Origin of the sequence: Pseudomonas capeferrum (assembly GCF_013523055.1) — a bacterium.
Classification (GTDB): Bacteria; Pseudomonadota; Gammaproteobacteria; order Pseudomonadales; family Pseudomonadaceae; genus Aquipseudomonas; species Aquipseudomonas capeferrum_A.
In genome coordinates this window covers 24,299-48,445 of sequence record NZ_JAAMQM010000004.1, presented here as the reverse complement: position 1 = coordinate 48,445, position 24,147 = coordinate 24,299, and the positions used below count along the sequence as shown (strand labels likewise).

25 protein-coding genes and 1 pseudogene are annotated in these 24,147 nt (G+C 59.6%); 16 read left to right on the top strand and 10 right to left on the bottom strand.

The window, feature by feature from the left end:
* Nucleotides 1–46 precede the first annotated feature (46 nt).
* On the bottom strand, nt 47–943 hold the full coding sequence (locus G7009_RS05800) for a LysR family transcriptional regulator (protein WP_086978724.1): 897 nt from the start codon (nt 941–943) through the stop codon (nt 47–49).
* A gap of 114 nt (nt 944–1,057) precedes the next feature.
* Between G7009_RS05800 and G7009_RS05795 the strand changes: the two genes are divergently transcribed.
* The 5 genes from G7009_RS05795 to G7009_RS05775 are packed head-to-tail and all read left to right on the top strand — an operon-like array spanning nt 1,058 to nt 3,871.
* Nucleotides 1,058–1,687, top strand: a complete 630-nt coding sequence (locus G7009_RS05795) for an NADPH-dependent F420 reductase (protein ID WP_086978725.1) — start codon at nt 1,058–1,060, stop codon at nt 1,685–1,687.
* An 18-nt stretch (nt 1,688–1,705) separates the two neighbouring features.
* Complete coding sequence (locus tag G7009_RS05790; RefSeq protein ID WP_181128984.1) at nt 1,706–2,530, top strand: DODA-type extradiol aromatic ring-opening family dioxygenase; 825 nt, start codon at nt 1,706–1,708, stop codon at nt 2,528–2,530.
* 1 nt (nt 2,531) lies between these two features.
* Nucleotides 2,532–3,206 (top strand): alpha/beta hydrolase, encoded by a 675-nt coding sequence (locus tag G7009_RS05785; protein WP_375139538.1) that lies wholly within the window; start codon nt 2,532–2,534, stop codon nt 3,204–3,206.
* Nucleotides 3,207–3,222: 16 nt separating this feature from the next.
* Nucleotides 3,223–3,624 (top strand): DoxX family protein, encoded by a 402-nt coding sequence (locus G7009_RS05780; RefSeq protein ID WP_181128983.1) that lies wholly within the window; start codon nt 3,223–3,225, stop codon nt 3,622–3,624.
* 7 nt (nt 3,625–3,631) lie between these two features.
* The gene (locus G7009_RS05775) at nt 3,632–3,871 is read left to right on the top strand and encodes a hypothetical protein (protein ID WP_181128982.1); all 240 of its coding nucleotides are present in this window, start codon (nt 3,632–3,634) and stop codon (nt 3,869–3,871) included.
* A gap of 133 nt (nt 3,872–4,004) precedes the next feature.
* Here the strand turns inward: G7009_RS05775 and G7009_RS05770 are convergent, their stop codons facing one another.
* The 7 genes and pseudogenes from G7009_RS05770 to G7009_RS05740 form a co-directional block, all read right to left on the bottom strand.
* Nucleotides 4,005–4,640: a hypothetical protein gene (locus G7009_RS05770; protein ID WP_086978728.1), complete on the bottom strand. Its 636-nt coding sequence runs from the start codon at nt 4,638–4,640 to the stop codon at nt 4,005–4,007.
* A 509-nt stretch (nt 4,641–5,149) separates the two neighbouring features.
* Nucleotides 5,150–5,719 (bottom strand): hypothetical protein, encoded by a 570-nt coding sequence (locus tag G7009_RS05765; RefSeq protein WP_086978729.1) that lies wholly within the window; start codon nt 5,717–5,719, stop codon nt 5,150–5,152.
* A gap of 346 nt (nt 5,720–6,065) precedes the next feature.
* Complete coding sequence (locus G7009_RS05760) at nt 6,066–6,344, bottom strand: hypothetical protein (protein ID WP_181128981.1); 279 nt, start codon at nt 6,342–6,344, stop codon at nt 6,066–6,068.
* Nucleotides 6,345–6,404: 60 nt separating this feature from the next.
* The gene (locus tag G7009_RS05755) at nt 6,405–6,782 is read right to left on the bottom strand and encodes a hypothetical protein (protein WP_181128980.1); all 378 of its coding nucleotides are present in this window, start codon (nt 6,780–6,782) and stop codon (nt 6,405–6,407) included.
* Nucleotides 6,775–7,248 carry a hypothetical protein gene (locus G7009_RS05750; RefSeq protein WP_086978732.1) on the bottom strand — a complete coding sequence of 158 codons (474 nt, stop codon included), beginning with the start codon at nt 7,246–7,248 and terminating at the stop codon, nt 6,775–6,777. Before G7009_RS05750 ends, G7009_RS05755 begins: the two co-directional genes overlap by 8 nt.
* A gap of 42 nt (nt 7,249–7,290) precedes the next feature.
* Nucleotides 7,291–7,686 carry a DUF6957 family protein gene (locus G7009_RS05745; protein WP_086978733.1) on the bottom strand — a complete coding sequence of 132 codons (396 nt, stop codon included), beginning with the start codon at nt 7,684–7,686 and terminating at the stop codon, nt 7,291–7,293.
* Between the two features lie 1,125 nt (nt 7,687–8,811).
* A pseudogene (locus tag G7009_RS05740) lies at nt 8,812–9,663 on the bottom strand (cation:proton antiporter); the annotation flags it as partial.
* A gap of 303 nt (nt 9,664–9,966) precedes the next feature.
* Here G7009_RS05740 and G7009_RS05735 point away from each other — a divergent pair.
* From G7009_RS05735 to G7009_RS05720, 4 genes are all read left to right on the top strand, one after another.
* Nucleotides 9,967–10,314 carry an ArsC family reductase gene (locus tag G7009_RS05735; protein WP_181128979.1) on the top strand — a complete coding sequence of 116 codons (348 nt, stop codon included), beginning with the start codon at nt 9,967–9,969 and terminating at the stop codon, nt 10,312–10,314.
* A gap of 41 nt (nt 10,315–10,355) precedes the next feature.
* Entirely contained in the window at nt 10,356–11,390 is a 1,035-nt protein-coding gene (dapD, locus tag G7009_RS05730; protein ID WP_181128978.1) for a 2,3,4,5-tetrahydropyridine-2,6-dicarboxylate N-succinyltransferase, read from the top strand.
* Nucleotides 11,391–11,462: 72 nt separating this feature from the next.
* Complete coding sequence (locus G7009_RS05725) at nt 11,463–12,665, top strand: aminotransferase class V-fold PLP-dependent enzyme (RefSeq protein ID WP_181128977.1); 1,203 nt, start codon at nt 11,463–11,465, stop codon at nt 12,663–12,665.
* Nucleotides 12,662–13,072 (top strand): SufE family protein, encoded by a 411-nt coding sequence (locus G7009_RS05720; protein WP_181128976.1) that lies wholly within the window; start codon nt 12,662–12,664, stop codon nt 13,070–13,072. Before G7009_RS05725 ends, G7009_RS05720 begins: the two co-directional genes overlap by 4 nt.
* Here the strand turns inward: G7009_RS05720 and tcdA are convergent.
* Nucleotides 13,051–13,875, bottom strand: coding sequence for a tRNA cyclic N6-threonylcarbamoyladenosine(37) synthase TcdA (tcdA, locus tag G7009_RS05715; RefSeq protein ID WP_181128975.1), 825 nt, complete (start codon nt 13,873–13,875; stop codon nt 13,051–13,053). The two genes, G7009_RS05720 and tcdA, sit on opposite strands and share 22 nt — an antisense overlap.
* A gap of 768 nt (nt 13,876–14,643) precedes the next feature.
* Here tcdA and G7009_RS05710 point away from each other — a divergent pair.
* From G7009_RS05710 to G7009_RS05695, 4 genes are all read left to right on the top strand, one after another.
* Nucleotides 14,644–17,238, top strand: coding sequence for a glycosyltransferase (locus G7009_RS05710; RefSeq protein ID WP_181128974.1), 2,595 nt, complete (start codon nt 14,644–14,646; stop codon nt 17,236–17,238).
* A 155-nt stretch (nt 17,239–17,393) separates the two neighbouring features.
* Nucleotides 17,394–18,545 (top strand): succinyl-diaminopimelate desuccinylase, encoded by a 1,152-nt coding sequence (dapE, locus tag G7009_RS05705; protein ID WP_181128973.1) that lies wholly within the window; start codon nt 17,394–17,396, stop codon nt 18,543–18,545.
* Complete coding sequence (locus tag G7009_RS05700; RefSeq protein WP_181128972.1) at nt 18,545–19,390, top strand: putative RNA methyltransferase; 846 nt, start codon at nt 18,545–18,547, stop codon at nt 19,388–19,390. The genes dapE and G7009_RS05700 overlap by 1 nt, the downstream gene beginning before the upstream one ends.
* A complete protein-coding gene (locus G7009_RS05695; protein ID WP_181128971.1) occupies nt 19,377–19,754 on the top strand; it encodes a hypothetical protein in 378 nt (125 codons plus the stop codon). Before G7009_RS05700 ends, G7009_RS05695 begins: the two co-directional genes overlap by 14 nt.
* A 63-nt stretch (nt 19,755–19,817) precedes the next feature.
* Here G7009_RS05695 and G7009_RS05690 read toward each other — a convergent pair whose 3' ends face one another.
* Nucleotides 19,818–20,027, bottom strand: a complete 210-nt coding sequence (locus G7009_RS05690) for a cold-shock protein (RefSeq protein ID WP_181128970.1) — start codon at nt 20,025–20,027, stop codon at nt 19,818–19,820.
* Between the two features lie 222 nt (nt 20,028–20,249).
* Between G7009_RS05690 and plsB the strand changes: the two genes are divergently transcribed.
* The 3 genes from plsB to G7009_RS05675 all read left to right on the top strand — a co-directional run bounded on the left by plsB (nt 20,250) and on the right by G7009_RS05675 (nt 23,947).
* The gene (plsB, locus tag G7009_RS05685; RefSeq protein WP_181128969.1) at nt 20,250–22,736 is read left to right on the top strand and encodes a glycerol-3-phosphate 1-O-acyltransferase PlsB; all 2,487 of its coding nucleotides are present in this window, start codon (nt 20,250–20,252) and stop codon (nt 22,734–22,736) included.
* Between the two features lie 93 nt (nt 22,737–22,829).
* Nucleotides 22,830–23,228 carry a YbaY family lipoprotein gene (locus tag G7009_RS05680; protein ID WP_181128968.1) on the top strand — a complete coding sequence of 133 codons (399 nt, stop codon included), beginning with the start codon at nt 22,830–22,832 and terminating at the stop codon, nt 23,226–23,228.
* Between the two features lie 29 nt (nt 23,229–23,257).
* Nucleotides 23,258–23,947 carry a DUF4197 domain-containing protein gene (locus tag G7009_RS05675; RefSeq protein WP_181128967.1) on the top strand — a complete coding sequence of 230 codons (690 nt, stop codon included), beginning with the start codon at nt 23,258–23,260 and terminating at the stop codon, nt 23,945–23,947.
* Nucleotides 23,948–24,147 lie beyond the last annotated feature (200 nt).

Sequence of the window (24,147 nt, the reverse complement as noted above, 5' to 3'; positions counted from 1 at the left end):
CTATACCAGTTGTAAAAGCTCCAAGGCGACAACCCGCACGGCCAACTCAATTCCAAGATGGGTTGGCAAACCGCTCCACCAGAAAGTTGATCAGCACACGCACCTTCTGAGGCAGGTGCTTGCGAGTCGGGTAGACCGCATAGATGCCCAGTTCTACCGAACGGTACTCGGGCAATATCTCCACCAGATTCCCTCCGCGAATGTCCTCAGCGACCATAAAGCTTGGTTGCAGTGAGATCCCTTCACCGGACAGGGTTATCGCCCGGCAGGTGTCTCCGTTGTTACACCGCACCACCGAGCGGGTACGCACACCTTCCTGCCCCCTGGGCCCCTCGAAAAACCATTCGCTGCCGCTGGCATAGTTGCTGTAAGCGATCACCCCGTGGTTTGCGATATCTGCCAGTTCGCGAATTGGAGGGTGGCTCTCCAGGTATGCAGGCGAAGCACACAGACGCATACGAGTGCTTGCGAGCCGGCGCCCTACCAGCGTTGAGCTCTCCATCCTCGCAATCCTCACAGCGATATCGAACCCTTCTTCGACGAGGTCGACGATTCGGTCATTCAGGGAAATGTCGAGCTCAACTTTGGGGTAGGCACGCATGAAATCACCCCAGACTGGAGCCAGGTGCAACACGCCAAAACTCAGCGGAGCATTGATTCGAATTACGCCACTTGCCTCTGGGCCTGCAGAGGAAACGGCTGACTCAGCCTCCGCCATCATCGTCAGGACATCCCTCGCCTGCTCATAGAACTGGCGGCCTTCCTCGGTCAGGGAGAGGCTCCTGGTTGTGCGGTGAAGCAGCCGTACACCCAACCGCTCCTCCAGCCCGCTCACATACCGCGAAACTGCTGCCTTTGAAATGCCCAGCGGCTCAGCCGCGCCGACGAAGCTTCCCCTGTCCACGACGGAGCAGAACACCTCCATCTCCAAGGCACGATCCATAACAATCTCACTAAGCGGAACAATAAGTCTCAGTTGAGCGCATTTATCTCACAAAATCAATCAAAGACAATGAGCCCATCACAACGCAATTTCAAATCACCCACAGAGGTCGCTATGAAAATTACCCTTATCGGTACCGGCAACATGGGCTCAGGTTTTGCCAAACAACTGAATGCTGCAGGGCACCAGGTACGCCTCACCGGTCGCGATTTGAACAAGGCCAAGGTACTTGCCGAGCAGTACAGCAACGTCACTGCTTATGCCGCCCCTGAAGCACTTGGCGATAGCGAAATCATCATTGTCGCCACCGCTTACGACGATGCGGCTGGGGCTTTGCAGAGCCTGGGTAACCTCAGCGGCAAGATCATCATCGATATCACCAACCCGCTGAGCGCGGACTACATGTCGCTCACTGTCGGACACTCCACCAGCGCTGCTGAAGAGATTGCGAAAGCTGTACCGCAGGCTCTCGTTGTCAAAGCGTTCAACACCCTGTTCGCCCAGGTGCTGGCTGACGGCCCACAGTTCAGCAGCGAGCAAACAGGTACCGTTTTCGTCGCCGCCAATGACGAGCGTGCCAAGCAAACCGCAACTGCATTGGCGCGCAGCCTTGGCTGGAACGTAGTTGATGCAGGCGGCCTGGTTAACGCTCGCTATCTGGAGCCACTCGCAGGCTTGAACATCTACCTCGGCTACGGCGCAGGCATGGGCACCTCCATTGCCCCTACCTGGCTGTCGAAGTAATCCCAAGGAGACTTGGCCATGAGCACGCCATTTCCAACGCTATTTGTGTCTCATGGTGCTCCCATGTTCGCGATTGAGCCCGGCCTCGCTGGTAAGAGGCTGGCCGAGCTCAGCCGAGAGCTTCCGAGGCCCGACGCCATCGTCATCTTGTCTCCGCACTGGATGACACGCGGCGAAGTCAGGGTCACTGCGAGCACCGCCCCAAAGACCATCCACGACTTTGGGGGCTTCCCGGAGGCCTTGTATCGCTTGCAGTACCCGGCACCAGGTTCACCGGCGCTGGCCAAACAGGTCGTAGATCTACTGAGAGCTTCCGGATGGAAGTCCGAGCTCGATCATCACCGAGGTCTGGATCACGGCGCCTGGGTGCCTTTGATGTACTTGGCTCCTGAAGCCGACATCCCGGTAGTTCAGGTATCGATGCCCTCGTCGCTGGATACCCAAACGGCCTGGAAGCTTGGGGAAGCGCTCAAGCCGCTGAGAGAGATGAATGTGCTACTGATCGGTTCGGGCAGCCTCACGCACAACCTTTACGAGTTCCGAGGTCATGGAGCAGCGGAGGCAGAGTACGTGAAGCAATTCGCTGCATGGACGAAACAAGCTCTTGAGGCACGGGACACCAGTGCCCTGCTGGGCTATGAGGCGCATGCGCCTTCGGCCAAACGTGCACATCCGACAGACGAGCATTTCCTGCCACTGTTTATCGCGCTGGGTGCGGCTGACCAAGATTTCGAAACTCGGGTGCTGGAAGGCGGAGTGACTTACAGCGTTCTCGCTATGGACAGCTATCTATTCGACTCGCCTCACCGTGACGCAACCAAATTCACTGAAGGTAACGCTTAGCATGTTGAACCACACCAGTTTCTCCAACCTGGAGCGCGACCCTAAAACCGGCCTTCTCTACCGGAAGGCAAGCAACACCGAAAACCCGAAAGCGCGATTGCTGCTGCTTCACGGCGTGGGTTCAAACGAAGAGAACCTGGCAACAATTGCATCGTTATTGCCTAAAGGCCTGGAGTTGTTGCTCCCTCGTGGCCCGCTGCAAATTGGCCCTGAGCAATTCGCCTGGTATCAGGTCACATTCACCAATCAGGGCCCCTCCTTCAGCGAAGAACAAGCTGAGAAAAGCCGCCAATTGCTGACCCAGTTCATCGGTGAACTGCCCGAGCTACCAACGGTGATCGCCGGCTTCAGCCAGGGCGGAATCATGAGCTCAAGCGTGGGCGTAACAGAGCCAGAGCTGGTGAAGGGATTCGCGCTCCTCAGCGGCAGAATGCTGCGAGAGATAGCACCTCTAATCGCCTCTGGTGATCGCCTCAAATCAACCTCGGCTTTCATCGCCCACGGGCTGAAGGATGGAGTGCTGCCAATATCGTGGGCCGAAGAGGGGAATGACTGGTTAGGGCAGCTTGGCGTTCCACTTGAAGTGCATTTCTACGACATGGCTCACCAGATCGTGGACATCGAGTTAGCCGACTTCTCGGCTTGGCTCAGCAAAACCTTGAACCTCAACATCTAACAAATCGGAAACGACCATGATCGACACTCGCACCGCTCCTTACGCCGCATCATTCATGCGCATCGCCCTGGGCATCATGTTCCTTGCCCATGGCCTGACCAAAGTCTTCGTATTCACCCCAGCGGGTACAGCAGGCTTCTTCGACTCCATCGGGTTTCCCGGCTTTATGGCTTACCCGGTCATGGCCTTCGAGGTGATTGGCGGCATCCTTCTGATCACTGGCGTGTACAGCCGGTGGATCGCAGCAATCGCCGTCGTTCAACTGTTCGTTGCATCTACCGTTCACTTCGGCAACGGCTGGAGCTTCACCAACGCGAACGGTGGTTGGGAATACCCGATCTACCTGACCGTCTCGGCTTTGGTTGTCGCTCTGCTAGGCGATGGGAAGTTTGCGCTGAAGCCCTCCACCAACGCTTGACCCACAGATGGAGCCCTTGATGATACCAAGGGCTTTTCCAACTTGGATGCAGATTCCGGGCTTCCATACCTTGCTAAAGAAGCAAATCCATACTCTCGGCACACCGTCCAAGGCTCAGCTCAAGGCTCTCGATTTCTTTGCTGCCAAAAACGCCGCAGTCCATAGCTGGTCGGCCAGCCACTCTGCTTCATTTGCGGTAAAGATCCAAGCGACCTACCCAACTTTGAGCATGATTGCATCCTTGTGAGGCATGACTGAGATGTCATAAATAGCCTGACTCTCGTCTTCAAAAGACACTTGTGGTGCAGGATCCTGAAACACTCCGCTAGCGACAAAGTTAGGCCCAAAGCCGTACCCGTTGGGCCGGTGCGTCCGGCGCGCTACAGTGCCTCAACACCACTTCGCTCAAGTAGCAGTCCAGCTCGACCTGCTTTGGCAAAATGCATCCAACCCCGACAACGCACGTCTACCGCTTCCCCGTCATTGTCAGCGCTAGGCCTGTCAGCTAACCCATCGACAGTGCCGTAGCACGAAAGCTGCCACGTATTGACGGCTGTCCAGAGCTCATCGAGCCTCCTCCAGCCACCATCCAGTTCGACTGAGAAAGGTTCAGAACCTGTCGCTTGCTCTACCATTCCGATGACATCCGCATCGGAAAGGATCACGTCCTGTAGCTGCCGATCGCAGTAGTCATTTAGAAAGTCTGAAAGGTCGGGAAACACTCCATCGCGACACGCGACAATAGCATCGATGAAGTCCTGCACGATGAATGCTTGCAACAAGTCAAGCTCAATCAGCCGGGACACTCCGCCCTCGTAATCCAGAACGATAATCTCAGCATCAGACAGATGGTACTTCAGGCTTGCGTTACCCTCCTCGATCACCAGGGCAGCATATGTTCTATACCCCAGGAACGCGGCAACGATCTCCAGCGCAACACCGTGCTGGACTTTAATGCCCTTGAGAGTGAGAGATTTTTTTGCTGCAAATGCAGCTGATTTGATGAAGTCAGTCATCCACAAAAATTCCGGGGTAATGTCGCTGCGCTGGGCGTTTTGTCACTAGCGATTAACCGGGAATTCCGGAATGCGATAGCAGGAATGAAGCGGGGTATAGCGATCTCTTTTTCAAGCCGTCCAGAGCTTTGGCGGAGAGCCGAAATCGATGATATCGAATGGCTCGCAACGGTACAAGCCTGTAAGTTCAAACCATAAATCTGACATCTTTTCGGCTATGGCTATGGGCCGAAGGGCTCCTTTAAAGATGCCAGGGGACAAATACCTCCTAGGGCTGGACTCCCTCTTCGCCGAAGTAACTGGATACGTTCTGGGCAAATAGCTTAGAGCCAGTGAGCAGGCAAGCGGAGCGCGCAGGCCAACGGCCGAAGACGTGAAGGATCAAAGCCCGCAGGGCCGAGCCACTTCGTGGCTCGGTTTACGAGAGCCTGGCCGCAAGGCGGCACGCCCTGGCTACCTCGCATACAGATGAGATTCCCCCTCTCCGGAGCGCCTGGATCAGGCCCAAATCATCTCAAGCATTTAGCTCGCTGTGCTGCTAAAAAAGTCGCTACCCACATCTGCTCAGCTAGCCACTCCGCCTCGGACGGAGAAAGCGTCCAAGCCACCCTCCCGAACCTCATTGTGACCGAACCGCCTTCGATACTAATTGAAAAATCGTAGATGGCCTTTTTGTCATCACCGAGTTCAACAATCGGATCAGGATCGTGGAAAGTCCCACTCGCAACAAAATCCGCTCCAGATCCTCCCCAGTACATTTGATCACTTCCCGGCTGGGGCTTTGACATATAGGGCGCGATGAGATCACTCCAGCACGCGACACGGTGAGCAAGGTTTTGTTCTTCTTCGATGGAGTGCCGGTGCTTGGCCAGATGAATGAGCGAATAACTCAAACCCGTAGCCACTTGAACTGCTTGAATGAGCGTGTACGCCACTCTGAAATCATCAAACCACGTATTTATGACGTCTGAGGCCTCAAGTTTTACGGTAGCACGGTACTCTTCAAGCCCTTCTGGGAAATTGAATGATGTCGATATCTCGAATGAAACCTTCGGATTGCGGTGCTTGCTGGAAGACATAATGCTCTCGAAAATTGCTCTTAATTATCAAAACGGTTCGCTTTGAAAAACCTTGAGCTTATTTTCGATTTTTTGTTTGCTGGCCCTCGGGTGCCTCAATGAATTATTCTGTGCCACGAGACACAGCACCGAACTCGGTCGTATAGTTGGGAACGTGCAAAGCGAGCGGCGCGCGCAGGCAAAGGGCCGGTGGAGTGCGGATGGAAGCCTTTGAGTGCAGAGACGACGTAGGGGCTCGGATCACGACAGCCATCTCGCAGGTCACGCCAACAACCGCTCGCTTATGCCAATCAAGCCTGCATCCCTTGTGATGCACGAATAGGCCGAAGCTCAACTGGAGGGGATTTCAGAATGCGTCACTCTCTACCTTGATATCGATTGCACCCATTGCACCTAGATGGATTTTCCGGCATGGCAACTCTCCCAGAAACCCTCGCTCGATGAGCATTTCTGGAACGGCATCAAGCAGGTCATCCACTTCCAACCTTGCCATTCCAGCAACCGTCCTCTCGCCAACCAGTACCGCAAGATCAAAATCTTGCAGCGCAACAAACGGCCCTTCCCGACTATAAGACTCAAAAATCCCGGAGGCCAAAATGATCACCTCCCCTTTCTTGACAATCATAATCAAGCTCCGAGATCAGGTTGCACAGGGACGTTCCTTAAGGGAGCGCCAACTAAGAAATCACTGAAGCACCGGCGATGTCGGATGTAGCACTGACGACAGACGCAGAAACTCGCGTAGGCTTGAACGCCCGTTTCCACGCTGGAAGGTGGCGAGCACATATCGTGAGTTTTCAGTTGTGAGCACCCAAAACTTGCCCTCCTTCTCAGCCTTTTGAACATCCGACGTACGAATCAGGTGTCCATCGGCAAATCGGCCGTACTGGTCTTTCCGGCGATGACCAAAGACAACACCCACCCCCGCCCGAGCACCGATATACGCACCACAGAGATAAGCAGTAACGGGCTGCTCAAAGCCTTGCTGCTGCGCTTTTAGGATTCGATTTAAGTCAAAATCGCTGTGGCGCTTACTATGAAGATCAACAAATACATCAGTCATGACACTCTTCCGAATTGGCAGACATTGGGCGGATCATGCCCGCCAGAAAGATGGGACAAAGGTCGGTCAGCGAATCGACATCGAAGTCAGGCTCGTGGGAGCTGTGGTAGGCAGCACCAGATTCGACTTCCAGCACGCTAACTACGCAACCACTTTGATCCTTGCCTAAAGCGACCTTCGTCAGCGGCTCCATAAGCCAACCACCCTTCCCGTTCATGTAGGCCGGCGTAACAGCCTGGACGTCAGTTATGAATGTGTCATGGGTCTGGCTTACCAAGAGCACCTGGAGCCGCTTCTCGGTTTCAACCATAAACACTTCCTCACTGGTGCGCCCGTCCTCAGTGGACTGGGCGACGACGTGGTACCAATGGGTACGCAGCACCCGAGTAACCTCTTGCCATTGACACTGCCCTTCGCCAAACATACCGGGCAGGCCAATCATCGTAGCAGTGTTTGTTCTGAACATTGTGCGCCTCGACATAGCTCGGAGCTGTTACAGCAACCCCGGCTAAAAAAATGAAAAAATCGTTTTCAGGCTGGCGGTCTGTTCATGGCCCGGCCCCATGAGGAAGTACACGCTGTTCCTAGTCTCGAACAGAACACCGCCTTCGAAGTAGATGCACATACTCGAGCGCACCCAGTCACCTGGCTGAAAGCGCCCTCGACTGTCTTCGATGACCTTGTGGGCAAATATAAACAGCGGGAGGTGGCCTGAGGCGTGAACGCGAGCGAGCTCTTCATCAGCTAGATCGGCACGGAACACTGTCCATTGCTCAACCAAACAGAAGGGTTTCAGGGGACGACGGCCGGAAACGAATCGCGCTGCTTCTGCTGCGTCTAGCTGCGAGCCGGCTGCTGGAGTGGGCCTAGCTTTCAGTAAATCGGATTGAACCGGATCGTCCACGCTCCACCAACCTTGATTACGAAGAAATTGACAGAAGGGTGAGCTTTCACCGACCCGCGATGTCCCAGCAGCAAAAATTCCACAACTCGAATAAATATATAGATTTGAGTGATCAATAGCAAACGCGGCATACCGTCTGCTTTTATAGGGGTAATCGATATGTCGCTGCGTCGACCCTTCGCCGCCGTCCTTCAGTTTCTACGTGTCAGACAGGGTTTCTTTCAGCACTCTATAGCCGGGGGGGTTACTCAGTCTCACATCAGCCAGCTCGAATCTCTCAAAACGAGCGCGACTATAGATACGACGATTGAGCTAGCCGCCGCGCTGAACATTGAGGCGACAGCCTTCTTCGCGATGGTGATAGCTGCTGATCAGAAACGATCACCCAGAGAGGTACTCCACTCAGCAATCTTGGCGTTGGAAGAGCTGGGTTTGGCAGACGAGCAGATGCCTGACGAACCTTCCAGGCTCGAGCCACCGAGAGTGGCTGGCGCTAGGGAAAAAAAGCGTCTAGTGCAAGAGCTAAAAGCGCGGGGCATGAGTCGCAGCGAAGTCGTACGAGAGCTAGGTTACTCAACCGCTACGGTGGGCAGACTGTGGCGGGATTCATGAGTTTTACGCAGTGAATTTTTGGAATAGCTTCACAACCAGCAGACTCCACATCGGTCACGAGCTGCCTTAATCCATCATGCATTCGAGCATTGCCGCTGCACAATAGACGAGGTTCTCGCCTTTCGATCTGGGTGTGCTTCCCCTCCCCTCGGCGCTTCCATGCTATCAAGCATGTAGAGAGTAGCTACAAAGTGCTGCGGCCAAAAATGACGTTTTTGGAGAGGTGCAGTAGTGAGATGTAAACCTTCAACGCTAGCAAAAGCGGGTTGTTTACAATTTTAGCTAGGCTTGCGTCCCCGTGTGACAGCGGAAATTGAGGGCTGTGTTTACATTTCCCTTAGGAAATCTCGTCAAAAATTTCACGTTTACATTTTTCGAAGATTTCACTTCGATGCCATCATACGAACAGAGCGAAAGCACGCTTAGACCCCTTGAAAATAGGGAGGGTACCAGCTAGGATCAACGATAATTCATTCTCAAAAGAGCCTGGCTGGAGGGTTTACATGAGAATGACAAAAAAACTAGGGCCGCGTTGAACGCGAACTCCAGCAGCGACCAGACGCTGCGGTTGAGCAGGCGCGTGCTGGTCTGGCGCGGCAACAGGTCGAGCCAGCTCTGCATCATCCCCGCCGCCACGGCCGACAGGATGCCGGACACGCCCAGTCGTTCGGCAAGGACATAAGCGGCAAACGGCAACAGCAACATGAAGACGACGTGGGTAGCCGGATCGTCCCAGCCACGAGCGATCATCCAGCGGCGCAGGCGACCGATCAACCAACTCAGCGCCACGCCCACCGCCAGCCCGCCCAATGCCACCAGTACGAAGGTAACGCTGGCATCGGCCAGGGAAAACACCCCGGTAATGGCCGCCGCCAAGGCAAACTTGAAAGTCACCAGGCCGGAAGCATCGTTCATCAAGGCTTCGCCCTGGAGCATGTGCATCAGCGGAGGCGGCAGACGGTCCTGGGTAATGGCCGATACCGCCACGGCATCGGTGGGTGAAAGTATCGCGGCCAGGGCGAAGGCGACCGGCAACGGAATGCTCGGCAGCAGCCAATGGATGAAGTAGCCGGCACCGATCACCGTGAACAGTACCAGCCCCACCGCCAGGGCGATCACCGGGCCACGCAGGCGCCACAAGGCGCGCTTGGGCATGCGCCAGCCATCGGCGAACAGCAGCGGTGGCAGGAACAGGAACAGGAACAGCTCGGGATCGAGCGCCACATGCAGCCCCAGGCTCGGCCAGGCCAGCAGCGCGCCGGCGGCGATCTGCACCAGCGGGAGCGGCAAGGGAACCACTCGCCCAACCAGTTTCGAGACACTGACCAGCATCAGAAGAATCAGGACGGTATAGGCTGACTGCATGTGGCAGGATTCCTGTAGCGTTTGAAAAAGCGTGTCCGGGCAGATCCATCAGTGTGAAACATGCCGATGAAACAATATGTTACCGCTGTATCGCTCCCTTTGGCTTCTGCACGAAAGTCGCAGGCCATCGGGGATCGTGCAATTCGATGCCGCACAGCGGGCATACGGTAGCGGCCCAGAGCCAATGATGCCGGAAGGCATGCCACAGCCGTGGCGCCCTGCCCGACGATCCCGCATAATCGGACCCACCCATTCTTCAAGGAGTTTCGGGACATTCGATTCGATCGGATGCCCAGGTATTCAATGGCGAACATTCTTTACGGCATCAAAGCCTGCGACACCATGAAAAAAGCCCGTACCTGGCTTGAAGAACAGGCCGTCAGCTATTCGTTTCATGACTACAAGACCCAAGGCATCGACCGCGACAGTCTTTCGCGCTGGTGCGACGAGCACGGCTGGGAGGTTGTCCTCAATCGCGCCGGAACCACCTTCCGCAAGCTCGATGAGGCCAGCAAGGCCGACCTCGACCAGGCCAAGGCCGTCGAGTTGATGCTGGCGCAACCGTCGATGATCAAGCGACCGGTACTCGACCTCGGTGACCGCACCCTGGTCGGCTTCAAGCCGGCGCTCTACGCTGCAGCCCTGGGCTGACACGTCCACGCTCCAACCCCCTATTCGCAAGAGGTAACTGCATGTCCAATTCCCTGTTCAGCCTGGCCTTCGGTGTCGGCACTCAGAACCGCCAGGGCGCCTGGCTGGAAGTCTTCTACGCACAACCCCTGCTCAACCCGTCCGCCGAGCTGGTCGCCGCCATCGCGCCGATCCTTGGCTACGAAGGCGGCAACCAGGCCATCGCCTTCAGCCACGCAGTGGCTTCGCAGCTGGCCGAAGCGCTCAAGCATGTCGACGCCACCCAGGCCGCCCTGCTGACCCGCCTTGCCGAAAGCCACAAGCCCATGGTCGCCACCCTGCTGGGCGAAGACACTGCCTTGTCCTCCACCCCAGAGGCCTACCTCAAGCTGCACCTGCTGTCGCATCGCCTGGCCAAGCCACACGGCCTGAGCCTGGCGGGCATATTCCCGCTGCTGCCCAACGTGGCATGGACCAGCCGCGGCGCCGTCGACCTTACCGAGCTGGCCGAGCAGCAACTCGAAGCGCGCCTCAAAGGCGAGCTGCTGGAAGTCTTCTCGGTGGACAAGTTCCCGAAGATGACCGACTACGTGGTCCCGAACGGTGTGCGTATCGCCGACAGCGCCCGTGTACGCCTGGGCGCCTACATCGGCGAAGGCACGACCATCATGCATGAAGGCTTCGTCAACTTTAACGCCGGCACCGAAGGTCCTGGCATGATCGAAGGCCGTGTCTCGGCGGGCGTGTTCGTCGGCAAGGGCTCGGACCTGGGCGGCGGTTGCTCGACCATGGGCACCCTGTCCGGCGGCGGCAACATCACCATCACCGTCGGCGAAGGCTGCCTGATCGGCGCCAACGCTGGCATCGGTATCCCGCTGGGCGATCGCAACACCGTCGAGGCAGGCCTGTACATCACGGCCGGCACCAAGGTGCAACTGCTGGACGAGCAGAACCAGCTGGTCAAGGTCGTCAAGGCCCGCGACCTGGCTGGCCAGCCTGACCTGCTGTTCCGTCGTAACTCGGTCAGCGGCGCGGTAGAGTGCAAGACCCACAAGTCGGCCATCGAGCTGAACGAAGCCCTGCACGCACACAACTGAGAACCCGGACCGGTTCGAAGTGGTAATATCGGGCCTGGCCTAATGCCAGGCCCGATATCCAGGTCCCTGATCATGTTCCAACCCTCTCCCTGGCGCGCGGATTTTCCTGCTATCGCCGCCCTGCAACGGCAGCACCAGACCTACCTGGACAATGCCGCTACCACTCAGAAGCCCCAGGCAGTGCTCGATGCCCTGAGCCATTACTATGGCCATGGCGCGGCCAACGTGCACCGGGCCCAGCATCTGCCGGGCGCTCTCGCGACCCAGGCCTTCGAAGACACTCGCAACAAGGTGGCCGCCTGGCTCAATGCCGACCCGCAGCAGATCATCTTTACCCATGGCGCCACATCGGCCCTGAACCTGCTGGCCTATGGTCTGGAGCAGGACTTTCAGGCGGGTGACGAAATTGCCGTGAGCGCCCTGGAACATCATGCCAACCTGCTCCCTTGGCAACAGCTGGCGCGCCGCCGCAATGCGAGACTGGTCATCCTGCCGCTGGATGCACACGGTCGTATCGATCTCGAACAGGCCCTGCAATTGATCGGTCCGCGCACGCGCTTGCTGGCCGTCAGCCAACTGTCGAACGTACTGGGCACCTGGCAACCCCTGCCATCCTTGCTGGCCCACGCCCGGGCGCAAGGCGCGCTGACGGTGGTGGATGGGGCGCAGGGCGTGGTCCACGGGCGCCATGACCTGCAGCAACTGGAATGCGACTTCTACGTGTTCTCCAGCCACAAGCTGTATGGCCCCGATGGTGTCGGGGTGCTGTATGGCCGCGACCGTGCACTGCAACGCTTGCGCCACTGGCAGTTCGGAGGCGAGATGGTGCAGATCGCCGACTACCAGGCGTCCAGTTTTCGTCCCGCGCCTCTAGGGTTCGAGGCCGGTACACCACCCATCGCCGGCGTGATCGGCCTGGGCGCGACGCTGGAATACCTGGCCAAGCTGGACGCCAACGCCGTTGCCGCCCATGAAGCCAGCTTGCATGGCTATCTGTTGCGGGGCCTGAGCGATCGCGAAGGCATTCGTGTACTGGGCACACCTGACACGGCACTGGCGAGTTTCGTCATCGAGGGCGTGCACAATGCCGACATCGCCCACATGCTGACCGAACAGGGCATTGCCGTACGGGCCGGTCATCACTGCGCGATGCCGTTGCTCAAGCGCCTGGACCTGGACGGCGCGATTCGGGTATCGCTGGCGCTCTACAACGACAGCGACGACCTGCAACGTTTCTTCGACGCGCTAGACCAAGGCCTGGAGTTGTTGCGGTGAGCCTGCCCGACGAAGCCCGACAGGCGCTGGAAAGCTTCGAGCAGGCGCGTGGCTGGGAACAACGCGCCCGTTTGCTGATGCAATGGGGTGATCGTCTGACGCCATTGTCGGCGACCGAGAAGACCGACGCCAACCGAGTCCATGGCTGCGAGAGCCTGGTCTGGCTGGTAGCCGAACGGCACGACGGTCATTGGCAGTTCAAGGCCGCCAGCGACGCGCGGCTACTGCGCGGCTTGCTGGCACTGCTGCTGATCAGGGTGCAAGGCCTGGACAGCCAGGCGCTGTCGCAACTCGACCTGCCAGGATGGTTTGCCCAACTGGGCCTGCAACGCCAGCTTTCGCCCTCGCGCAGCAACGGTCTCCACGCCGTGCTGCAGCGCATGGCTCAGTTGCTGTCCGGCGCCTGAAGCCTGGGCCGCTCGGAAGGACGCCGAGCGCCGGCCACGAGTTTTTCCATCGCCTTGCTGGCGGCGACCATGCCGAAGGTCGCGGTGACCATCATCACCGCGCCGAAACCGCCGGCGCAGTCCAGCCGAACTCCTTCACCCACGAAGCTTTTCTGCAGGCACACCGTGCCGTCGCCCTTGGGATAGCGCAACTGCTCGCTGGAGAACACGCAAGGCACGCCATAATTGCGCGAGACATTGCGCGAGAAGTTGTAGTCACGCCGCAGAGTCGAACGGACACGCGAGGCCAGCGGGTCATTGAAGGTCTTGTTGAGATCGGCGACCTGTACCTGGGTCGGGTCGATCTGCCCTCCCGCGCCGCCGGTCGTGATGATGGCGATCTTGCGCCGACGACACCAGCCGATGAGCGCGGCCTTGGCTTGCACGCTATCGATGCAGTCGACGACACAGTCCATTTCTTCGGTGATGTATTCGGCCATGGTGTCGCGGGTGACGAAATCTGCAACGGCATGCACGGTGCACGCGGGATTGATCGCGCGCAGGCGCTCCGCCATCACCTCGACCTTGGCACGACCGACCTGACCTTCCAGGGCATGCGCCTGGCGGTTGGTGTTGCTGACACAGACGTCATCGAGGTCGAACAGGGATATTTCGCCGACGCCGCTGCGCGCCATGGCCTCGGCAACCCAGGAGCCGACGCCGCCGATACCGACGACCGCAACATGGGCGCGGCTTAGGCGCTCCAGCCCATCGTCGCCGTACAGCCGGGCGACACCGGCGAAACGCGGATCTTCTATACTCATGGCCCCACCCCAACAAAACCGGCGCGCATTATAGGCTTCCAGGCGTTGAAAGCCAGCGGTGCGAATGGCCGGCGATTGTTAGCATTCGCCTCTTGACTGAAGACAGGCCCTTCCTAAAGCACCCATCGTAGGCGTTATGTCTGACATTACCTTCAATCGGGGAAAACATGAGGGTAAAAATCTTTGTAAACGTCCTTTATCTGGTCATCGCTCATGCCCAATACCTGCACTAGGGCCGTGCTGAACATGCAAGGAATAGACACCAGGATAATGAGGAGACTGATGCAGGTTCATTAGTTTTCTCATGCCCGGGCGCATGGAATTATCTGCCCAAGGCCTGCGCCTCGTCATTCCCGAATAGATTGAAAAATGCTTCCCTCGCATGATCTGCAAAGAATTATCCGAGCCATAACCAAAAGTCGGTGGGCAGTGCTTTGCCGTCGCCATTCTGCTTCATGATCAGACGTGGTGAAGCGGCCGCCGGGATCATTCTGCAAGAATCGGCCAGCGGCAGATGCCTTACTAACCTTCGAAGAACGCTTGCGACGTCCGCACCATCCTTGCCCGCATGCAGAGAGCCTGTCACGCACCGGGTCACGCCGCCTTCAGTCATGCTTTAATGTCCGACTTGAAAGAAATGAATTACAACAGAGCGGGCCCAGAACTTCAGCCTTTGAAGAAAATCCAACTCGTTACCTTCCCAGGGAAAGCGTTGGACCCGCGCCCGAGTGGCGCCTGCCCGTTCCCTCTTCGGAACCCGAGCACTCTATGTCATCGCGAAAATTAGGCATCAACCTGGTGGTGGTCCTGGCCATCGCTGCGCTGTTCACCGGGTTCTGGGCGCTGATCAATCGCCCGGTGTCTGCTCCGGCGTGGCCGGAGCAGATCTCCGGCTTTTCCTATTCGCCGTTCCGCCTGGGCGAAAGCCCGCAAAAGGGCCAATACCCGAGCGAAGACGAAATGCGCCAGGATCTGGAGCAGATGAGCGAGCTCACCGACAGCATCCGTATCTACACCGTCGAGGGCACCCAGGCGCAGATCCCGCGCCTGGCCGAGGAGCTGGGTCTGCGGGTCACTCTGGGCGTCTGGATCAGCCCCGACCAGGCACGTAACGAGCGCGAGATCGCCACCGCCATCGAGCTGGCGAACAGCTCGCGCAGCGTGGTTCGAGTCGTGGTTGGCAACGAAGCGCTGTTTCGCGAGGAAATCACGCCCGAGGGACTGATCCAGTACCTCGACCGCGTACGTGCCGCGGTCAAAGTGCCGGTCACCACCAGCGAGCAGTGGCATATCTGGAAGGCGCACCCGGAGCTTGCGCAACATGTCGACCTGATCGCCGCGCATATCCTGCCTTATTGGGAGTTCGTGCCGATGGCCGATTCGGTCGAATTCGTGCTCGACCGGGCCCGCGACCTTAAACTGCAGTTCCCACGCAAGTCACTGCTGCTGTCGGAGGTAGGCTGGCCGAGTAACGGCCGCATGCGCGGCGGTGCCGATGCGACCCAGGCCGACCAGGCCATCTATCTGCGAACCCTGGTCAATACCCTCAACCGCCAGGGCTACAATTACTTTGTCATCGAAGCCTATGACCAACCGTGGAAAGCGAGCGACGAGGGTTCGGTCGGCGCCTACTGGGGAGTGTTCAACGCCCAGCGCCAGCAGAAATTCAACTTCGAGGGTCCAGTCGTGGCGATCCCGCAATGGCGCGCCCTTGCGGTAGCTTCCGTGGTTCTGGCCATGCTCGCCCTGACCCTGCTGCTGATCGACGGCTCGGCCCTGCGTCAGCGTGGGCGCACCTTCCTGACCTTCATCGCTTTCCTGTGCGGCTCGGTGCTGGTGTGGATCGCCTACGACTACAGTCAGCAGTACAGCACCTGGTTCAGTCTCACGGTCGGGTTTTTGCTCGCCCTGGGTGCCCTTGGCGTCTTCATCGTGCTGCTCACCGAGGCCCACGAACTGGCTGAGACGGTATGGACGCACAAGCGTCGGCGTGAATTCCTGCCCGTACAGTCCGATACGGCCTACAGGCCCAAGGTATCGGTCCACGTGCCGTGCTACAACGAGCCGCCAGAGATGGTCAAGCAGACGCTCGATGCCTTGGCGGCGCTGGATTATCCCGATTATGAAGTGCTGATCATCGACAACAACACCAAGGATCCCGCGGTGTGGGAGCCGATCAAGGCGCATTGCGAGCTGCTCGGCGAGCGCTTCCGCTTCTTCCATGTCGCGCCGCTGGCCGGTTTCAAGGGCGGCGCGCTGAACTACCTTATCCCGCACACTGCCAAGGATGCCGAAGTGATCGCGGTGATCGACTCGGATTACTGCGTCGATCGCAACTGGCTCAAGCACATGGTGCCGCATTTCGCCGATCCGAAGATTGCGGTGGTGCAGTCGCCCCAGGACTATCGTGACCAGGACGAGAGCGCCTTCAAGAAACTCTGCTACAGCGAATACAAGGGCTTCTTCCACATCGGCATGGTCACCCGCAACGACCGCGACGCGATCATCCAGCATGGCACCATGACCATGACGCGGCGTTCGGTGCTGGAAGAGCTGGGGTGGGCCGAATGGTGCATCTGCGAAGATGCGGAGCTGGGCTTGCGGGTGTTCGAGAAAGGACTGTCCGCCGCCTATGCCCACAACAGCTATGGCAAGGGCCTGATGCCCGACACCTTCATCGACTTCAAGAAACAGCGCTTCCGCTGGGCCTATGGGGCCATCCAGATCATCAAGCACCACGCCAGTGCCCTGCTCAGTGGCAAGGGCAGCGAGCTGACGCGGGGCCAGCGCTATCACTTCCTGGCCGGGTGGTTGCCCTGGATCGCCGATGGCATGAACATCTTCTTCACCCTGGGCGCGTTGCTCTGGTCTTCGGCGATGATCATCGTGCCGCAGCGGATCGATCCTCCCTTGCTGATCTTTGCCATTCCACCGCTGGCGCTGTTCGTCTTCAAGGTCGGCAAAATCATCTTCCTCTACCGTCGAGCCGTCGGTGTCGACCTCAAGGATGCGTTCGCCGCGGCCCTGGCTGGCCTGGCGTTGTCACATACCATCGCCAAGGCCGTGCTGTACGGGTTCTTCACCAGCAGCATGCCATTCATCCGCACACCCAAGCATGCGGATAGCCATGGCTTGCTGGTCGCGATCTCCGAGGCTCGGGAAGAACTGTTCATCATGCTGCTGCTGTGGAGCGCGGCGCTCGGAATCTGCCTGGTGCAGGGCCTGCCAAGCGCGGACATGAAGTTCTGGGTAACGATGCTGCTCGTGCAGTCGCTGCCTTATCTGGCAGCGTTGGTCATGGCCTTCCTGTCTTCGTTGCCTCGAGTACAGGCCACGAGCGAGGTCGAAGCACTGAGCAATTGAAGCTGTCAGTAGCTGGTGCCCCTGGCTGATAGGGGCATTCCTGCCCTGGTGGTCGTCGATCGCGGGTTGCGGCGGCGGGCGCGATGCTTCAGGAAGGGATTTGCTATAGGATAACGCGCTTTGTCTACCCGCCTTGCCTTGCCCCGGAGTACCCAATGACGGCACCAGCCGAGCTCTCGCCTACCCTTCAATTGGCCTGCGACCTGATCCGTCGTCCTTCGGTCACGCCCATCGACGCCGATTGCCAGGCCCAGATGATGCAGCGCCTGGGCGCCGCGGGTTTCCTGCTGGAGCCGATGCGCATCGAGGATGTCGACAACTTCTGGGCCACTCATGGAACGCAGGACGGCCCGGTGCTGTGCTTTGCCGGGCATACCGACGTGGTTCCGACCGGACCGGCGCAGGAGTGGCAGCACGAGCCTTTCGCTGCGCTGATCGACGACCAGGGCATGCTGTGCGGCCGCGGCGCGGCCGACATGAAGGGCAGCCTGGCGTGCATGGTGGTAGCCAGCGAGCGCTTCGTGCAGGACTATCCCGATCATCGCGGCAAGGTGGCCTTTCTGATCACCAGCGACGAAGAAGGGCCGGCGCATCACGGCACCAAGGCTGTCGTCGAACGCCTGGCCGCGCGCAAGGAGCGACTTGACTGGTGCATCGTCGGCGAGCCGTCCAGCACCAGCCTGCTCGGTGACGTGGTGAAGAACGGTCGTCGGGGTTCTCTCGGCGCCAAGCTGACCATACGCGGCAAACAGGGCCACGTGGCCTATCCGCACCTGGCGCGCAATCCGATCCATCTGGCCGCGCCGGCGTTGGCCGCTCTGGCGGCGGAGCACTGGGACAACGGCAACGCCTTCTTCCCGCCGACCAGCTTTCAGATTTCCAACCTCAATTCCGGTACCGGGGCAACCAATGTCGTGCCCGGCGAGTTGACCGCGCTGTTCAACTTCCGCTTTTCCACCGAGTCCACCGTCGAGGACCTGCAGGCACGCGTCGCAGCGATCCTCGACAAGCATCAGCTGGAGTGGTCCATCGACTGGGCCTTGTCGGGCCTGCCGTTCCTTACCGAGCCGGGTGAGCTGCTAGATGCCGTCGCGGCGAGTATCAAGGGGGTTACCGGTCGCGAGACCCAGGCGTCGACCAGCGGTGGTACCTCAGATGGCCGTTTCATTGCCACGCTGGGCACCCAGGTGGTCGAACTGGGCCCCGTGAATGCCACCATCCACCAGGTGGATGAGCGAATCCTGGCCAGCGATCTCGACCTGCTGACCGAAATCTATTATCAGACCCTGGTACGGTTGCTCGCCTGATGCTTACCTGCCCCCTGTGCACCGCCGAACTGACGCCGCTCGACAATGGCGTGGCCTGCCCGAACGGACACCGTTTCGATCGGGCCCGCCAAGGCTACCTGAACCTGCTGCCAGTCCAGCACAAGAACAGCCGCGACCCAGGCGACAACCTGGCCATGGTCGAGGCGCGGCGCAACTTCCTTGACGCAGGCCACTACGCCCCCGTGGCACGGCGCCTGGCGGAACTCGCCGCTGAACGTCAGCCCCTCAGCTGGCTCGATATCGGCTGCGGCGAGGGTTACTACACCGCGCAGATCGCCCAGGCCCTGCCCGCGGCAGCGGGTCACGCGCTGGATATTTCTCGTGAAGCCGTGAAGCGCGCATGCCGCCGCGATCCCAGGGTGACCTGGTTGGTCGCCAGCATGGCGCGCGTGCCCCTGGCCGACGCCAGCTGTCAGTTCATCGCCAGTGTATTCAGCCCCCTGGATTGGCAGGAAGCTCTACGCCTGCTCAGCCCGGGAGGTGGGCTCATGCGGGTCGGACCGACCAGCGGCCATCTGATGGAGCTGCGCGAGATGCTCTACGATGAAGTACGACCTTACGCCGATGACAAGCACCTGGCGCTGGTACCCGAGGGCATGGCGCACACCCACAGCGAAACCCTCGAGTTTCGCCTCAGCCTGGTCGACCCCGAAGCTCGGGCGAACCTGCTGGCCATGACGCCACACGGCTGGCGCGCCAGTGCCGAAAAACGCGCCCGGGTGATCGATCAGCCCGAGCCGTTGGAGGTCACGGTTTCCATGCGATATGACTATTTCGTGCGCCAGGCCCGCGCACACTCGGAGCCCCTCGATGCGCCAACCTGATATAGAGATCTACCTGAAAGACTCGGATGCCGACCACAAGCAGATCGCCAGCTGGCTGAGCGAAGCCTTGGGCACCTGCAGCGAGTGGCAACAGAAAGGCCAGACCTGGAAATGCATGGCCGGTAACATTCCGGTTACCTGGGTACCAAAGGCTGTAGGGAAATGGAACAGCCTGTTCCTGGAAAGCAACCAGACGCCGTGGCAAGACGATATCGCTTGTGCCCGCGCGGCCCACGAGGCCCTGCAGGTCGAAGTGCGCTGCGCACCCGGTACCTGGACGGAGGAAGAGGGCGAGGAAGATGCCGATCGATGGATCCGCATCAGTGACGACGGTGAGGAAGAGATCACCTGGCGCACCCACTGACAACGCAAGCCGAGCGCCTCGAGCTGCAAGTCACCGTCGACTTGCAGCGCGTTCAGAGAAACCTCAGAGGCCGACCACGTCCTCGGCCTGCAGGCCTTTCTGGCCTTCCACCAAGGCGTATTCCACCTGTTGACCCTCGATCAGCGTGCGATGCCCCTCACCGCGGATAGCCCGATAGTGGACGAATACATCCGCGCCACCGTCGCGCTGAATGAAGCCATAGCCCTTGGCGTCATTGAACCACTTCACGTTCCCAGTCTCACGAGACGACATCTGCACTACTCCAGTTTTTTTATTTTCAAGATCGCCTTGCCGACACCGGGTCACCACCCGGTGCCTTCACAGCTTGTCGAAATACCCTGCAAGCTGCGGACCGAGTATATGACAGCAAACAAAGATTTTTCATGACCGGGTGCTTTTTGCCGAAGCTGTCTGGATACGGCACACTCTCGGGCTTGGCTACTCCATGACCTTTCATCCAGGGCACCGCTTCCAATGACCCGTTCCCCTTTGCGTCGCATGATCTTCGGCGCCCTGCGTCGCCTGCTGTACCTGTGGGTGCGCTCCGAGACCATCAACCAGTCGTCCCTGGGGCCGGTGCTGGACCGCGGCCGTCCGGTGTTCTATGCCCTGCCCTCGCCTTCGCTCACCGATCTGGCCGTGCTGGACCATGAGTGCGCCAAGGCTGGGCTGCCACGGCCTGTCCTGCCCGTTGCCGTGGGCGCGCACCAGGAACCGGCGGCATACTTCTACCTGACGCCGGAGCCGGACTGGCTTGGTCGCCATGACAAGCGCGGGGCGCCGCCCACACTGCAACGTTTGGTCACCGCTGTGAGCGGACATGCCCAGGAGGACGCCTTGATCATCCCGGTCAGCGTGTTCTGGGGCCAGACGCCCGCCAGCGAGTCCAGCCCCTGGAAACTGCTGTTCGCCGACAGTTGGGCGGTGACTGGCAGACTGCGAAGATTGCTGACCGTCCTGATACTCGGACGCAAGACGCGCGTCCAGTTCAGTGCCCCCATTTCCGTGCGCGAGCTGGTGCAGCACGGCAAGAGCCACGAGCGCACCGTGCGCATGGCCCAGCGGCTGTTGCGAGTGCATCTGCGCAACCTCAGGACGGCGGTCATCGGCCCGGATATCTCCCACCGCCGACATCTGGTCAAGGGCCTGATACGTGATCCCCAGGTGCGCCAGGCCATTGCCGACGAGGCCCAGCGCGAGCACATCCCACTGGCCAAGGCCGAAGCGCTGGCCTTGCGCTATGGCAACGAGATCGCCTCGGACTACACCTATACCGCCATCCGCTTTCTCGAAGTCGTGCTCAGCTGGTTCTGGAACAAGATCTACGACGGGATCAAGGTCAATCATATCGAGCAGGTGCAAGGCATCGCTCCTGGCCACGAAGTCATCTACGTCCCCTGCCACCGCAGTCACATCGATTACCTGTTGCTGTCCTACCTGCTGTTTCGCAATGGCCTGACCCCGCCGCATGTCGCCGCCGGCATCAACCTCAACATGCCGGTGATCGGTGGGCTGCTGCGTCGGGGTGGGGCGTTCTTCATGCGTCGCACGTTCAAAGGCAATCCGCTTTACACGGCAGTCTTCAACGAGTACCTGCATACCCTGTTCAGCAGGGGCTTCCCGGTGGAGTATTTCGTCGAGGGTGGCCGTTCGCGCACCGGTCGCATGCTGCAGCCGCGGACCGGCATGCTGGCGATCACCGTGCGCAGCTTCCTGCGCTCGTCACGAACGCCGATCGTCTTCGTACCGGTGTACATCGGCTATGAACGCGTGCTCGAAGGACGCACCTACCTCGGCGAGTTGCGTGGCGCCAGCAAGAAGAAGGAGTCGATCTTCGACATCTTCAAGGTCATCGGCGCCCTCAGGCAGCGCTTTGGCCAGGTGTCGGTGAATTTCGGCGAACCGATTCGCCTGGCCGGCTTCCTGGATGAGCAGCAACCTGGCTGGCGCGAACAGGAGCTGGGGCCGCAGTTCCGTCCGGCCTGGCTCAGCGAGACCACCACCCGCCTGGGCGAAACCGTGGCACGGCACCTCAACGAGGCCGCCGCGATCAACCCGGTCAACCTGGTCGCGCTGGCCATGCTGTCCACCAGCCGACTGGCGTTGGACGAGCAGGCGCTGACGCGCATCATCGAGCTGTACCTGGCCTTGCTGCGTCAGGTGCCCTACTCGTCCCACACCACATTGCCTGAGGGCACTGGTGCGGACCTGATCAGCCATGTCCGGGACATGGGATTGCTGGCCGAGCAAAGCGACGCAATGGGTCGCATCCTCTACCTGGATGAAGCCAATGCGGTGCTGATGACCTACTACCGCAACAACATCCTTCACGTGTTCGCCCTGCCCGCGTTGCTGGCCAGCTTCTTCCAGAGCAGCTCGCGCATGAGCCGCGAGCTGATCGGTCAATATGTCCGGGCGCTGTATCCGTACCTGCAGGCCGAGTTGTTCCTGCGCTGGCCGATCGAGCAGCTCGACGAGGTCATCGATCAATGGCTGGTCGCGCTGATGGATCAGGGGTTGTTGCGTCGCGAGAACGGGATCTACCTGCGTCCCGCTCCGAGTTCGCGCCAGTTCGTCCAGCTGACGCTGCTGTCGCGGGCCATTACCCAGACGCTGCAGCGCTTCTACATGGCTACCGCGCTGCTGCTCAAGGGCGGTCAGAACAGCCTGAGCGCGGAGGCGCTCGAAGACCTCTGCGTGATGATGGCCCAGCGGCTGTCGATCCTGCATGGCCTGAACGCGCCCGAGTTCTTCGACAAGTCGTTGTTCCGCCACTACATCCAGACCCTGCTCCAGCAAGGGGTCGTGCAGGCCGGAAGCGATGGCAAGCTCGGCTACCATGAGAAGCTTGGCGAAGTGGTGGAAGGCGTGGCCAAGCGAGTGTTGTCGGCGGAGCTGCGCCTGTCCATTCGACAGGTCGCGTTGCACGGTGAGGAGGCGGTGCCAGGGCCCACCGCCTGAGCCGATCGCAACCTCTGGGCGACCCTTGCGGGAAAAATCCGTTAAAGTCCGCGGGGCTGGCCACAAGCCAAACCCACGGACTCTGGAGATTCCATGAAAAAGCTCTTCATGCTGTGTTGCGCATCCTTGCTCGCAGCCTGCTCGACCGGCCCCTCGACACCGAATGCCTCGCTCGATGGCGAAGTCTTCTATCTGCAGCGTATCGCCCTGCCGCCCAGCGCGACCTTGAGCGTCAGCCTGCAGGACGTGTCGCTCATGGACGCGCCCGCCGTGACCCTGGCCAGGCAGAACGGTCCGATCAAAGGCAGCGTGCCGTTGCCTTTCCACCTCGAATACGATCCTGCCCAGGTCAAGCCGGGTCATCGCTATGCCATCAGCGCGCGGATCGAACTGGACGGCAAATTGCTGTTCATCAATACCGAGCAGCATGCGGTCCGCCTTGATGGCCAGGATTCGCAACCTCTGCGGATCAAGGTCGATCAGGTTCGCTGAGCATCGTTTTATCCCATAAGGAAGTTGTCATGATTCGCTCCCCCCTGCGCTTTACCACCCTGTGCGCCGGCTTGCTGCTCTCGGCCAGCGCCCTGGCCCTTTCCCTGGGCGACCTGACCCAGAAGGACGCTACCGGTGGCCTCAAGGACGCTCTGACCCAAGGCGCCCAGATCGCCGTCAGGCAACTGGGCACTCCGGGCGGTTTCAGCAACAACCCCGATGTGCGGATCGAGTTGCCCGGCAACCTCGGCAAGGCCGCCAAGGCAATGAAGATGTTCGGCAAGGGTGAACAGGTCCAGGCTCTGGAAGACAGCATGAACAAGGCTGCCGAGGCAGCGGTGCCGCAGGCCCAGGCAATTCTGGTCGATGCCGTGAAGAAGATGACGGTAGCCGATGCCAAGGGCATCCTCGGCGGTGGCAACGACTCGGCGACCCAATACCTGAACCAGAGCAGCCGTGAGCTGATCCGCGCCAAGTTCCTGCCGATCGTCAAGCAAGCCACCGACAAGGTCGGCGTGGCCCAGAAGTACAACAATTTCGCGGGCCAGGCGGCGGCATTGGGCGTGCTCGACGCGAAGAATGCCAACGTCGAGAGCTATGTCACCGAGCAGGCGCTCGATGGGCTGTTCGAAATGATCGCCAAGCAGGAACAGAGCATCCGCGAGAACCCCGCGGCAGCGGCAACCAGCCTGGCGAAGAAGGTATTCGGGGCGCTGTAATCGCCGATGGCGTCAGCGCTCCTACAGACGAGAAAGGCGATTCTTGGGTTAATGCTAGTGAGTTAAGAGGAAGCAGTCGGTTCAAATGTTGGTGCTTGGCCTTCGGCTTCTAGAATCTTCAGTGGCGCTGCTGGCCTATCGCGGGACAAGCCCGCTCGCCACTGGAAATACTGCGCACCGGTGGCGAGCGGGCCTGTCCC